The sequence below is a fragment of the Undibacterium hunanense genome, from assembly GCF_014284335.1.
Lineage (GTDB): Bacteria > Pseudomonadota > Gammaproteobacteria > Burkholderiales > Burkholderiaceae_D > Undibacterium > Undibacterium hunanense.
Map to the genome: position 1 here is coordinate 1 of NZ_JACOGF010000013.1, position 14,230 is coordinate 14,230.

Annotated in this window: 8 protein-coding genes and 2 tRNA genes; 5 read left to right on the forward strand and 5 right to left on the reverse strand. The window is 52.1% G+C overall.

All coding sequences use genetic code 11. From position 1 onward, the window contains the following. A partial coding sequence (locus H8L32_RS21215) for a beta strand repeat-containing protein (protein ID WP_186949269.1) occupies nt 1-4,016 on the forward strand: 4,016 nt, incomplete at its 5' end. 588 nt (nt 4,017-4,604) lie between these two features. Here H8L32_RS21215 and H8L32_RS21220 read toward each other — a convergent pair. From H8L32_RS21220 to H8L32_RS21230, 3 genes are all read right to left on the reverse strand, one after another. After that, a tRNA-Asn gene (locus H8L32_RS21220) sits at nt 4,605-4,680 on the reverse strand. 76 nt (nt 4,681-4,756) lie between these two features. Continuing rightward, nucleotides 4,757-4,832 (reverse strand) — tRNA-Asn (locus H8L32_RS21225). A 59-nt stretch (nt 4,833-4,891) separates the two neighbouring features. Further along, the gene (locus H8L32_RS21230) at nt 4,892-6,106 is read right to left on the reverse strand and encodes an amino acid aminotransferase (RefSeq protein WP_186949270.1); all 1,215 of its coding nucleotides are present in this window, start codon (nt 6,104-6,106) and stop codon (nt 4,892-4,894) included. A 98-nt stretch (nt 6,107-6,204) separates the two neighbouring features. On the opposite strand from H8L32_RS21230, the gene uvrB reads away from it, so the two are divergent. Further along, the gene (uvrB, locus tag H8L32_RS21235) at nt 6,205-8,310 is read left to right on the forward strand and encodes an excinuclease ABC subunit UvrB (protein ID WP_186949271.1); all 2,106 of its coding nucleotides are present in this window, start codon (nt 6,205-6,207) and stop codon (nt 8,308-8,310) included. Nucleotides 8,311-8,319: 9 nt separating this feature from the next. Next, nucleotides 8,320-8,817, forward strand: coding sequence for a DinB family protein (locus H8L32_RS21240; RefSeq protein ID WP_186949272.1), 498 nt, complete (start codon nt 8,320-8,322; stop codon nt 8,815-8,817). Between the two features lie 52 nt (nt 8,818-8,869). Here the strand turns inward: H8L32_RS21240 and H8L32_RS21245 are convergent, their stop codons facing one another. Further along, on the reverse strand, nt 8,870-10,147 hold the full coding sequence (locus tag H8L32_RS21245; protein WP_230412346.1) for a GGDEF domain-containing protein: 1,278 nt from the start codon (nt 10,145-10,147) through the stop codon (nt 8,870-8,872). A gap of 392 nt (nt 10,148-10,539) precedes the next feature. Here H8L32_RS21245 and H8L32_RS21250 point away from each other — a divergent pair, with 392 nt between their 5' ends. Together H8L32_RS21250 and H8L32_RS21255 are read left to right on the forward strand one after the other, a co-directional pair. After that, on the forward strand, nt 10,540-11,109 hold the full coding sequence (locus tag H8L32_RS21250; RefSeq protein ID WP_186949274.1) for a DJ-1/PfpI family protein: 570 nt from the start codon (nt 10,540-10,542) through the stop codon (nt 11,107-11,109). 58 nt (nt 11,110-11,167) lie between these two features. Next, nucleotides 11,168-11,512 carry a ribbon-helix-helix domain-containing protein gene (locus H8L32_RS21255; RefSeq protein WP_186949275.1) on the forward strand — a complete coding sequence of 115 codons (345 nt, stop codon included), beginning with the start codon at nt 11,168-11,170 and terminating at the stop codon, nt 11,510-11,512. A gap of 121 nt (nt 11,513-11,633) precedes the next feature. Here H8L32_RS21255 and cphA read toward each other — a convergent pair whose 3' ends face one another. Next, nucleotides 11,634-14,204, reverse strand: coding sequence for a cyanophycin synthetase (gene cphA / locus H8L32_RS21260; protein WP_186949276.1), 2,571 nt, complete (start codon nt 14,202-14,204; stop codon nt 11,634-11,636). Between the last annotated feature and the right edge of the window lie 26 nt (nt 14,205-14,230).

The following is a 14,230-nucleotide window of genomic DNA, read 5'->3' on the forward strand; positions in this document are numbered from 1 at the left end:
AAAACGGTGTGAACCTCAATGCACAATCCACAGCAACAGCAGTGGCCCGTGTAGTGACAGACACCATCAACCTGGGTAACGGTAACGATACACTGGTCACTTACGGTGCGATCAACCTGGCTGGTGCACAACTGTCCGGTATTGAAAACATTACCTCTAATTCAGCCGTGGTCATTACAGCTAGCCAGTATGCAGCCCTGATCGCTGCACGTGCTGCATTGAACCTGTCCGGCCCTGTGCTGACTTTCGCTGGTGCCGGTCCGCATCAACTGACTATCGTTGATGATGTGGCGGGTGTGAATAATATTGATCTGTCCTATATATCCATCACTGGTGGCGTATTGGTCTATGACGTGACATCAGCTTCCAATGCGACCGGTGGTGGTATCAATAACACGACGACTTCCGGTACTGTAACGGTATCTGGCAGCGGTGCCGCGATTGCAGGCACGATAGGTACGAGCCCGACGAATGGCGGTGGCCAGGCTTCCAATTCCACCGCGTTGACTGCGGGTGGCACATTCAACGGCAAAGCCGGTCTGAATGAAAATTTCACCGGCAGTGTCGCGTCGCTGGTTGGCACTACCGTCAACGGTAACAACGGTGACTCTGACACTATCACCATCTCTGGCGGTGGTACGGTGAATATTGGTAGTGGTAATACCATCACCAATATCAAGACACTGACGATGGACAGTACCGCTGCCAATGTTGTTTTCTTCTCAGTAGCGAATTCTGGCATTACCACCATCAATGGCGGCTCAGGCAGTGATTATGTTGATCTGGCGAATAGTGGCAACTCCATGCTGGCTGGCAATGTCAATCTGGGGGCTGGCACCAATACCCTGGTCATGGAAGGCAAAACCTATACCGGCACCTTTGTGGCTGGTTCGGGCACATCTGATACCTTGTATCTGTTCAATGGCAGCAATATCAGCGCGGCCAATGTCAGTGGTTTTGAAGCCGTCAATATCAACAATAACGCGTCTGTCACCATGACAGCGGCACAGTTTGCCGGCTTTACCACCTTCACGGCCGCAGGCACAGAAACAGTCAACATCACGACTACCGGCAGTATTACTGGTAATAGCAATGTAGAAAATTATGTACTGGCAAATGGCGGCAACACCTTCACCGCAGCAAGCGGTCTGGTTTCTGTAACGGGTGGCACGGGTAATGACACCATCACTGCGAGCTCAGCCATCATCGCTGCTGCTGCAACCATCAATGGTGGTGCGGGGACGGATACTCTCAATGTCGGTGCTGTGACAGCGGCTCTCGACCTGTCTGCCAAAGTCAGTGGTGTAGAGGTCATTAACGTCACTGGTGGTACGACGCCAACCTGGACCGTGACAAATGAGAATGGCGCAGGTGTAACTCTGAACTACACCAAGTCTGCTGCTAACGACATCAACAACATCACCCTTGGCTCAGGCGGTCAGACCCTGAATATCCTGGGTACAGGCACAGGGCGCACGACCATCACTGGCGGTTCTGGTGCGGATATCATCAATTTGTCTACCACTGCAACTGGTGCGGATGTCATTGCGGTTGGCTCAAACATCGCTGCTATTGATACGGTCAATAATTTCAAGGCAGCAGGTGCCGACATTTTTGCTACCGGTGTTTTGCCAACTTCATTGTTTAATCTGACTATTGCCAATGCCGACAGCAGCAGTCTGGCAGCAGCCATCGCTACAGCAGCAACTGCAGCGGGTGCGAGCCTGGCAAATACAGGTCAGGCTTATACCATCACCGTGAACAGCGGTACCGCGGCAGGCATTTATGCCTTCCAGAATATTGGCGGCAGTGTCGGGACAGTTGATGCCAGCGATTTCATCGTCAAACTGGGTGGCACAACAGGTACTATCTTTGCCACGGATTTTGGCATTGCCAATGCGGTTTCAGTCACAACAGGCGGTACTTACAACGGTACGGCGAGTACCAACGACATCTTCATGTCCACCATCCCTGGCCTCAATGGTACTACCATCGCTGGTAATGCTGCGGACACCGATATACTGACCCTGACTACGGCAGGCACAGTCAGCATCAACAATGGCTCGACTGGCGGCACACTCAGCAATCTCAAGGTATTGAACCTGGCTAATGGTACCAATACCATCACCTACAATACTTCTGCGGGCTTCACCACCATCAACGGTGGCTCAGGCAACGACACCTTCATCCCTAATACTGCCTTGCTGCCTATCGTGATCAATGGTGGCCTGGGTACCGACACCATCGTGCTGTCGGCAGCCTATGCTGCTGTTGCCTCCGGCTCGGGTACTTTCGCCGGCAATGTGACAGGTTTCGAAAAATTGCGTCTGACCAGTGGCACCACCCAGACCGTAGACGTACAAACCCTGGGTAACTACACCGACATTACTCTGGGCGCAGGTGCTAACGGGCTGACCTTGAGCAACCTGGCCAGTAATAGTACCGTGACACTGACGGGTTCCAGTACCGCAATGACCTTTTCCAATCCGGCATTTACCGGTGGTGTCAACGATATCGTCAACCTGGTACTGACAGATGCCAGTACTACTGCCGTTGCCTTTGCCACCACTGGCATTACGGCATCCGGCGTCGAGACTTTCAATATCACCACCGTTGACGGCCAGGCCACGCCTACAGGTCTTTTCAATGACACGCTGACCATACTCGGTAACTCGGTCAAGAACATCTATGTCAGCGGCAATGCAGGCCTGACCATGCCAGCCACCAGCACCTCGCTGATTAATGTCGATGCCAGCGGCATTACCCTCGGTGGCTTTACCTGGACAGCCAATGCCCTGACAAGTACGGCGACCGTCAAAGGCAGTGCCACCGGTACCAATACCGTCAACATGAACTCCGCTACGGCGGGTGTTGACTACACTGGTGGTAGTGGTAACGACAATATCACGATCAACGGCACGGTTTCCAGCACAGCGGCATTGGGTGGCGGCAATAACAGCCTGGCCTTGAATGGCGTGACCATCCTCGGCACTTATACTGCTGGTAATACTGGTACAGACAGCCTGGCGTTCTTCTCGTCCATACCAGATATCAGCAATGCCACCGTCACAGGTTTTGAAAACCTGACCGTGGTCAATAATGCCAACATCACCATGACAGCAGCGCAGATGGCGCAATTTACCGGCACCGTCAATGCATCAGGAACCGAGACCATTAACCTGACAACCGCTGGTACGGTCACAGCCTTTAGTACCGTAGAAAAGTACAACCTCGCCAACGGCACTAACAACTTCACTTCAGCCAACGTGGCTGTCAGTGTTATTGGCGGTACCGGTACGGATGTCTTCAATTTCACGGCCAACCAGATCGCCAACTTCCTGACCACCATTGATGGCGGCAATGGTATTGACGTTCTCAATGTTGGCACCACCAGCGTCCAGAATCTGGACTTCAGCACCAAGATCGCCGGCATAGAAATCATCAGCGTGGCGGGCAGTACAGGTACAACCAGCATCACCAACCAGGATGGTGCGGGCGTGACCTTGAACTATACGAAGAGCACAGGCGACAACACCATTATCATGGGTAGTGGCGGCCAGACCCTGAACCTGCTGGGTTCCAGCTCCTCTTCCACGACCATCACAGGTGGTGCGGCGGTGGATACCATCAACCTGCAGTTCTCCGGTGCTGGTTCTGAAACGCTGATAGAAACCGGTGCCAATATGTCGAACAGGACACAGGTCGACATCGTGGGTAACTTCAACTCCACAGGCACTGACTACTTCAAGACTGGCGTCAATGCGTCGATTGTGGGTTCCTTCATCATTGGTAATGCCGACACGGGCAATTACCAGACCACCATCGCTGCAGGTCTTGCCGTCGTTTTGAACCAGGCAAGCCAGGCTTACCTGATCACCATACAAACAGGTACAGCAGCCGGTACTTATCTGTTCCAGAACACCGGTACAGATACCAGCCAGTTTGACAATACTGACTTCTTTGTACAATTGACGGGAACGATTGGTACCATCACTACTGGCAATCTGATTGCATAAGAGGGCATTGTTACCGGGTAGCCAGGGCGTATTGACGGTGCCATTGCTGCTGGTTATATCCGCTTAAGCGTATCTGATGATACGAGCAGAATAGCCTTGGAATGAGTGTGTTTGGAAAAAGAACGGCCCGGTCAGATTGTTGACCGGGCCGTTTTTCTTTATGGAGAAAGATGCGCCTGCTTCGCGTTCAGCTTTAGTAGCCGGAAGGGGAAAATGGGCCGCAGCAATGTAGCAGGCAAGCGAACGGATTGCAATCCATGCACGGGAAGTATCTGCTCAGAAAATGATGATGGCTAAACTAAAGAGTATCTGTTGAAGCAGAGGGATTTTTGCGAGCTTGCTTTTGAATGCTGACTGGAAGAGAGGGGAGGCTTGTACAATTTTTGGGGGCCGGAGATGTACTTTAACCGGTAAATTTGTAGCAGCCGCCATATCTGAATTGCCTGTTTGATTTTACGCCGCGTACATAAAAAACAAAGCTTTGAATTCTGACAGACTGACTGTGCCATGGAGCATGGCGGAAAAAGAACGAAAAAAGGGCGGAAAAAAAAGAGTTACTGGCCTGGGCAAGTAACTCTTTCCTAAATTTGGCTCCCCGACCTGGACTCGAACCAGGGACCTGCGGATTAACAGTCCGTCGCTCTACCAACTGAGCTATCAGGGAATAGAAGATTTGATCATCTTCGTTAAACTTTTTTGTAGTGATTTTTTATTAAGTTCACTACTTACTTCAAATTCTGTGGCTCCCCGACCTGGACTCGAACCAGGGACCTGCGGATTAACAGTCCGTCGCTCTACCGACTGAGCTATCAGGGAACAGAGACAAAGATTATATTCGTCGGACCCGTGTTTGTCAACACTCTGGCCAAATCGAATTACAAAACCTGAGTAATCGCTGCTATGACATTGTCTATATTTTTGCTGTTGAGGGCAGCAACGCAGATGCGTCCTGTATCAACGGCATAGATGGAGTTCTTGTCGCGCAGCTGGCCAACCTGTTCTTTTGTCAGGCCCGAATACGAGAACATGCCGCGTTGCTGGATGACGAAATCAAAGTTGTGGCCCGGTGCCTTGTCCTTGAGCTTGCTGACGAAGGCAGTGCGCATTTCGCGTATGCGTACACGCATGCCTGCCAGTTCTTCTTCCCACAACTGACGCAGTTCTGGTGTTGCCAGCACAGTTGCCACGACCTGCCCACCATGGGTAGGCGGGTTGGAGTAGTTGGTACGGATCACGCGTTTCAATTGTGACATGATGCGTGCAGCTTCTTCGGCGCTGGATGCGGCAATGCTCAGGGCGCCTACACGTTCGCCATACAGTGAAAAAGACTTGGAGAAGGAGTTGGATACAAACAGGGCACCGCCAGCCTCTGCAAAGCGGCGTACGACCTTGCCATCCGCTTCGATGCCGTCACCAAAGCCCTGGTAAGCCATATCGAGGAAAGGAACCAAATTGCGTGTGCTGACGACTTCAATCACTTGTGTCCATTGATCATCAGTCAGGTCGGCACCGGTAGGGTTGTGGCAGCAGGCGTGCAACAGGACGATAGAGCCTTCAGGCATGGATTTCAGTGCATCCAGCATGCCGACGAAATTAACGCCACGGGTGCTTGCATCGTAATACGGGTAAGAATTGACCTTGAAACCAGCCGATTCAAACAGGGCACGGTGATTTTCCCAGCTTGGATCGCTGATCCAGACTTCAGAAGTCGGGCTGAAACGTTGCAGGAAATCAGCACCCAGCTTCAGGGCACCTGTGCCACCGATGGCTTGTGCGGTAATCGCCCGTTTTTCCCTGACGACATCGCTGTCTGCGCCAAATACCAGTTCCTGCACTGCCTTGTCATAGGCCGCCAGGCCTTCGATAGGCAGGTAAGTGCGTGGAGAGAATTTTTCCATCAAAATAGCTTCCGCTTTTTTGACGCATTCCAGCAATGGCACTTTGCCATTGTCGTCATAATATACACCTACGCCCAGGTTGACCTTGGTGGCGTTCTGGTCAGCATTGAAGGCTTCGGTGATGCCCAGGATAGGGTCGCGGGGGGCCATTTCTATGGCAGAAAACAGGGGGGAAGAAGCAGGAGCGGTCATCGTGATAATATTGAAAGAGTTGTCGTTGCCGACAGTAAAGGTTGGAATCAGGCAGATTGCATAGTACAGCCACCTATTTTAGCAAAGGTAATAGCATCATGGCGGTAGCACCAGTCAATTCAGTCGCTTTGTCAGAACAGCTGGACGAAGCAAAATTTATCAGTTTTCCAGATTCACCCTATCAGCTGTACCAAATGTTTCAGCCAGCCGGGGATCAGCCAGCGGCGATTGCGCAACTGGTAGAGGGAATCAGTGACGGTTTGTTTTTTCAGACACTGCTGGGGGTGACGGGGTCGGGTAAGACCTATACGATGGCGAATGTCATCGCCAGAACCGGCAGGCCGGCGATTATTTTTGCACCTAATAAAACCCTGGCGGCACAGTTGTACAGTGAGTTCAGGGAATTCTTTCCACGCAATGCGGTAGAGTATTTTGTCAGTTATTACGATTACTATCAACCAGAAGCGTATGTTCCGCAGCGCGACTTGTTTATTGAGAAAGATTCTGCCATCAATGAACATATAGAACAGATGCGTCTGTCCTGTACCAAATCGTTGATGGAAAGGCGTGATGTAATCATCGTGGCAACTGTCTCGGCCATCTATGGTATCGGTAACCCCAGCGAATACCACAAGATGATTCTGACCCTGCGCGCCAAGGACAAGGTCAGCCAGCGTGATGTCATCGCCCGCCTGATACAGATGCAGTACAAGCGCAATGAAGTCGATTTTGGGCGTGGTACTTTCCGTGTGCGTGGTGATACGATCGACATTTTCCCAGCCGAACATGCTGAAATGGCCGTGCGTGTGGAAATGTTCGATGATGAAATCGAAAATCTGCAATTGTTTGACCCGCTGACCGGGCGCATCAAGCAAAAGATACCGCGTTTCACGGTCTACCCCAGCTCGCATTATGTGACACCGCGCGAAACTGTCTTGCGTGCCATCGACACCATCAAGGAAGAATTGCGTGAGCGTCTGGATTTCTTCCGGCGTGAAAACAAACTCATAGAAGAGCAGCGCATAGAACAGCGTACCCGTTTTGACCTGGAAATGATGGCCGAGATCGGCTTCACCAAGGGCATTGAAAATTATTCGCGTCATCTGAGCGGTGCCAAGGCCGGTGATCCGCCACCAACCCTGGTGGATTATCTGCCGGCAGATGCCCTGATGTTCCTGGATGAGTCACATGTACTGACCGGTCAGTTGAATGGCATGTACAACGGCGACAGGGCGCGCAAAACCAATCTGGTGGATTATGGCTTCCGCTTGCCGTCGGCGTTGGATAATCGTCCGCTGAAGTTTGCCGAATTCGAAAGCAAATTACGCCAGACCGTATTTGTTTCGGCCACGCCGGGTGATTATGAAGACAAGCATTCTGATCAGACGGTAGAGCAGGTGGTCAGGCCTACTGGCCTGGTGGATCCGGAAATCGAAGTACGGCCAGCCCTGACCCAGGTCGATGATCTGATGAACCAGATTATCGAACGTGTAAAAAAAGAGGAACGTGTACTGGTCACGACCCTGACCAAGCGCATGTCAGAACAGTTGACCGAATTCCTGGGTGAAAACGGCATCAAGGTACGTTACCTGCATAGCGATATCGATACGGTTGAACGGGTAGAGATTATCCGTGATCTGCGTCTGGGTACGTTTGATGTGCTGGTCGGTATCAACCTGTTGCGCGAGGGGCTGGATATTCCTGAAGTGTCTCTGGTGGCGATACTGGATGCGGACAAGGAAGGCTTCCTGCGTTCTGAACGCAGCCTGATCCAGACCATAGGCCGCGCAGCGCGTAATTTGCACGGCAAGGCTATCTTGTATGCCGACAAGATGACAGATTCCATGCGGCGCGCCATAGGCGAAACTGAACGCCGTCGCAACAAGCAACTGGCCTTCAACCTGGCCAATAATATTACCCCGGTTGGCATACGCAAACAGATCAAGGACATCATCGACGGCGTCTACAATCCACAAGAAGCGCGGGAAGAACTGGCCGTGGCGCAAGAGCAGGCGCGTTATGAGGTCATGAGTGAGAAACAGATCAGCCGCGAAATCAAGCGCCTGGAAAAACTCATGCTGGATCATGCGAAAAATCTGGAATTTGAAAAAGCAGCGCAGGTAAGGGATCAGCTTGCCCATGTCAAACAGCAGTTGTTTGGGGCAGGTGGGCATGACTCACTTGAATCTGTTGGCGTTAAATAAATGATGACTATGAATACCCTTACCCTGGATGCACTTGCAAGCTTCCCGCAGCAGCTGGAAGCACATTATTCACTTATCCCGCAAGGTTTTCAGCATTGGGCACCTGCATCCTGGGATGGTGTGCCCAGCGAGCCGTTTACCGCCATTGAGCAAGTCTGTCACATCAGGGATATCGAAATAGAAGGCTATCACCTGCGTTTTGAACGTACGCTGAATGAACACCATCCCTTGCTGGCATCCATTGATAGCGAACCGCTGGCCAAAGAACGTGATTATGCCGGCCAGGACGTGGCTGAGGTGTTTGCTTCATTCCGGGCTGCCAGATTAAAAACCATGGGCATCATCCGTGATTTGCATGATGCGCAGTTGAACCGTACTGCCGAATTTGAAGGCTATGGGCCGTTGACTTTGCGCAGCCTGATTCATTATTTATGCAGCCATGATCAGCAGCACTTGGCGGGATTGCAGTGGCTGCTTGGCAAGATAGAGGCGTCGCGGAGCAGGTAAGCAGAACTCAGTTTATCAATAGGACTGAGTTCCAATATTATTTACCTGAAATTCATTTACCCGAAATACAGACCTGATTCCGCCCGCCTTGCTTGGCCAGATAGAGCATTGCATCTGCCCGCAAAAACATTTCATTCTCGGTCTTGCAGGCGGGGAAGTCAGCGACACCGCCACTGAAGCTGAAGTTTTTATGTTCACGGAGTTTGACTTCAAAAGCAATTTTGCCAAAGGCCTCGCGCATGGCATCCAGCTTTTGCTTGCCCTGTTCCAGCGTACTGTCCCAGAACACGACGACAAATTCTTCGCCACCAAAGCGGCTTAACAGGTCGCGCTCGCCCAGTTGTGCCGACAACACCAAAGACAGGCGTTTAATGACGATGTCGCCAAAATAATGGCCCCAGGTGTCATTGATGGTTTTGAATTTATCGATATCGATGATGCCATAGGCCAGCGGTTTGTCTTCCCGGGTGGCGCGGCGTATCCATTCCTGGGCTTTCTTTTGCAGGCCCACCTTGTTCAGCAGGCCGGTGGCACGGTCACGGCTGATCAGGTCTTTGCTGGCGCGGATTTTATTGATGCGGTTCAGTAACTGACGGGTCAGGACATCGGCATCATTGGGTGTCAGGATTTCATCGAAACCGCTGTCCAGCGCACGGCGGGCGAGGGCAGGGTTCAGGCTGTTTTGCAGCAGGATGATTTCGCGGCCAGGGTCAAATTCTATGTTTTTCTTCAGCACGCGCACCAGTGCTTCGGTCTGCAGGTACTGGGCTTCTTCTATGAGCACCACATCCGGTTGTACTTCCTTGACGCGCACATGCAGTGAACGACCATCCTGATAGTGCAATAGCTCTATCTGGTTGGCGGCCAGTAAATCGACATCCAGCATGGGCTTGTCGCCAAGATAGACAACGGTATTCGATTCACCGCGCTTATTCTGGGCAAAAATATTGAACAGTTTGTCGACCAGCACATCGTTGGTGATCGGTTTTTCTGCATAGGCCTGGCAGTTGCTGTCGACCAGTTTTTGTTGCAGCAGGAAGCGTTCACCCTGACGCACCGTTTGCAGATAGATGTAATTTTTGTCGGCAGGCAGGCGTTGCAGCAAATCACTCAGGAACATGGTTTGCCGACGATTATGCTGCATGTCGTCCTGCATGTTGTAAAGCACATCGAGGTCAATCACAAACAGATTATTACTCTCGGAACTTTGCACTGCCATGACGAAATCACTCATCTGGTCAAAAAACAGGATGTCGAAATCGTATTTGTGCGCGCCCAGTAATAATTCGTTTCTATTGTCCTTGATGAAAAAGGTCTGTGTGAGCAGCATTACCTGATTCTTATACAATAATCCCGCTTCCGCCATTTTGTCTCCATACGAGTGGTGCTGTGCTGAACTTCATTTTGAGGCGCTTGCTCTTAATACATGATGAATTTTATACGAGTTCTTGTCATCTCCTGTAGATAGCCAGAACAATTATGTCAGATAAGACAATTATGTAACGTTATCTGCGCATTCGCAGCTTAATTCACCCTTAAGTGTGTCTGGAGCAACAAATTGATCCACTGCAAAACCGTCCTAGCTTTGCTTGCTGGCAAAGAGGCAGATTGCCCTGATGTTGAAAGGCAATATTTTTGTCCAATGTAGTAACCAGTCATTACCACCTTGCGCAGAATTTGCTCAACAATCAGTTTCCATTTATACATAAATCAGGAGACATCATGGCTGCCAAAAAAATTCTTATGCTGGTGGGTGATTTTGTGGAAGATTACGAGGCCATGGTGCCTTTTCAAAGCCTGCTGGCAGTTGGGCATGCGGTACACGCAGTCTGTCCGGATAAAAAGCCGGGGGATTATGTTGCCACTGCCATTCATGATTTTGAAGGCCAGCAGACTTATACAGAAAAGCCAGGCCACCGCTTCACCATTACGCATGACTTTGCCAGTGTCCAGGCGCAAGAGTACGATGCCCTGTTGATACCGGGTGGGCGTGCACCTGAATATCTGCGCCTGAATCCGCAAGTGATCGCCATCGTCCAGCATTTTGCGCAGGCAAACAAACCCATTGCAGCGGTATGCCACGGCGCGCAGATTCTGGCAGCCGCCAAAGTGCTGGAAGGCATCAAGTGTTCAGCCTATCCGGCGTGCCAGCCAGAAGTTGAAGCGGCAGGCGGTCATTACGCCAATATTGCCGTGACTGACAAGAATTTTGTCACTGCACCAGCCTGGCCTGCACACCCTGCATGGATAGGGCAGTTCCTGCAATTGCTGGGTACGGAAATCAAATTGTAAATCAGGCATTGACGTATAATCATCAAATAGACCTACTTGATGTTATGCGGGAGGGATGATGTGTGAAATCTTTGTAAAAGCCGATCCGGCCCTGTACGAATCCAAGGCTCGTTCGATACGCCTGCATGGTGTCGTTACTTCGATACGGCTTGAAAAACTGTTCTGGCAAGTCTTGCAGGAAATCGCGGAGCGCGATGGCATGAATATCAATCAACTCATTACCAAGCTATATGATGAATTGATGGCTTATCGCGGGCAGATCGACAATTTTTCATCTTTCCTGCGGGTTTGCTGCCTGCGCTACACGTCACTGATGCTGGACGGCGAGATCGTCAACGACAAGCATATGCCGTTGGCTGGTTTGCGCAATAGCAAGAACGGCAGCAGCGGTTTCCTTATTTAGGGCGCTTATTGGGGTGTTGATTTAGATGTTGATTCATGGCGTATTGATCTTGGGTTTCAAGAATAAAAAATGCCGGGCTTTTTATTAAGCCCGGCATTTTTTATTGGTGCATTATCGAGATTTATCCAGCCGCAACACGTTTCGCAATATGCGCCAGGGCTTCTTCTACCTGATCGATGAGGATCAGGCAGAGGTCGCCCGCTTCCAGTCGGTCCATGGCCAGATCAATGGCGATGAATTCACCGGTGATTTCATCAACGCGTGAGGTTTTGCTGGCATTGCCCAGGCCTTCACGCAAGAGGGCGATGACTTCACCGTCGGCACGGCCGCGCTGACATTGATCCTGGTACAGGACCACATCATCGAATGATTCACCGAGGATTTCGGTTTGCTGACGGATGTCCTGATCACGACGGTCACCGGCACCGCTGATGACGACAGAACGGCGCTTGGCGGGCATGGTTTCTACCGCACGTACCAGGGCCAGAATCGCGTCCGGATTATGGCCATAATCGGCAATCAGGGTCGCACCACGGAAATTGAAGACATTAAAACGACCCGGTGCATTGTCGGCTTCATTCGCAAATGTTTTCAGGCCGGCGCGTATGCTGTCCCAACTGATATTGATGGCCCAGGCGGCGGCCACCGATGCCATCACGTTTTCCACCTGGAAGCCTATGCTGCCATTGCGGGTGATGGGAATATCGGACAAGGGGATGTTGTGGCGCATTTTGCCTTCTGCCGCCACCAGGTGACCATTTTCAACATACACGGCACGCCTGCCCTGGGCACGATGGGCAGACATCACAGGATGCTGGTGATCGGCCGCAAAGAAGATAACGGGAGAAGGGCAGTTGGATGCCATGTTGGCGACAATCGGGTCCGCCGCATTCAACACCGCGTAACCATTGTCAGCCACGTTTTGCACGATGACGCGCTTCAGCACAGCCAGATCTTCAACGGTAGTAATGTAGTTCAGGCCCAGATGGTCACCAGAACCGATATTGGTGACCACCGCCACCTGACAACGGTCATACGCCAGACCTTCGCGCAGGACACCGCCACGGGCGGTTTCAAAGACGGCAGCATCAACATCAGGGTGTGACAATACATTGCGGGCGCTGCGCGGGCCGCTGCAATCACCACTGTCTATCTGGCGGCCTGCCACGTAGACGCCATCGGTATTCGTCATGCCGGTACGCAAACCGCTGGCGGTCAGCAGGTGGGCGATCAGGCGTACGGTGGTGGTTTTGCCGTTGGTGCCGGTGACGGCAATAATCGGAATTCGTCCGTCATCATTGTCATCAAACATGGAGGCAATAATGGCTTCGCCCACCTGACGTCCCTTGCCAAAGGAGGGCGACAGATGCATGCGCAGGCCAGGTGCAGCATTGACTTCGACGATGCCGCCGTTTTGCAATTCTATGGGTTTCAATACACTGTCGCAGACCAGATCAACACCGCAGATATCAAGGCCAACCATGTGTGCAGCAGCCACGGCACGTGCAGCGACTTCGGGGTGCACATCATCGGTGACATCGGTAGCGGCACCACCTGTCGACAGGTTGGCATTGTTGCGCAAGACAACGCGCTGGCCTTTGGGTGGGATGGAATCAGCTTCAAAGCCCTGTTTAGCCAGGCTGGCAAGGGCAATATCATCGAAACGAATTTTTGTCAGGGAAGTGGAATGACCACTGCCGCGACGTGGGTCTTTATTGACCTGATCAACCAGTTCCCGGACGGTTTTCTTGCCGTCACCCACCACTTGCGGTGGGTCGCGGCGGGCGGCAGCAACCAGCTTGTTGCCGACCACCAGCAGGCGGAAATCATTACCGGGCAAAAAGCGTTCAACCAGGATGTCATCACGGAATTCGCTGGCGGCATGAAAACCTGCATCCAGTTGTTCACGGGTGGTGACGTTGACGGTTACCCCTTTGCCCTGATTGCCGTCCTTGGGTTTGACGACTACTGGCAGGCCAATTTCCAAAGCTGCTGCCCAGGCATCGTCGGGGTCGGATACCGAACGCCCCAGCGGCACGGGTACACCGGCTGCATGCAGCAATTTCTTGGTCAGTTCCTTGTCCTGGGCAATGGCTTCGGCAATCGCGCTGGTGCCATCCATTTCGGCGGCCTGTATCTTGCGTTGACGGCTGCCCCAGCCAAAGGCGACCAGGCTGCCATCGGTCAGGCGGCGATATGGAATATTACGGGCCACGGCCGCATTCACGATGGAGCCGGTTGATGGGCCCAGACGCACGTCTTCATCCAGTTCACGCAACTGGTCAAGGGCAGCGGTCAGGTCAAAGGCTTCGTGCTTCAATGCGGCCTGTATGAGTTTGTCTGCCAGTTCGACTGCAAGGCGGCCTACTGCTTCTTCGCTGTATTCAACCACTACCTGAAATACACCCGCTTCCAGCGTTTGCGTGGTACGGCTGAATGTAACAGGGCAACCGGCTTCTGCCTGCAGGCCGAGGGCGGTCAGTTCAAATACATGGGCCATGGGGATGGCGTCATCATGACCAGTCGGCTGCAAGATGCTCAATTCAGGGAACAAGGCACGCAAACGGTCTTCAAATCCGTTCAGGCCAGCAATTGACAGTTCTTCCTGGGTGCAGGTAACAATCGCTTCTACGGCCGTGTGGTGGCTCCAGAGATTTGGACCGCGCAGGGCACGGATGCGTGATACTTCCATAAAACTTAGTCCTGTTGAAAAAGGCT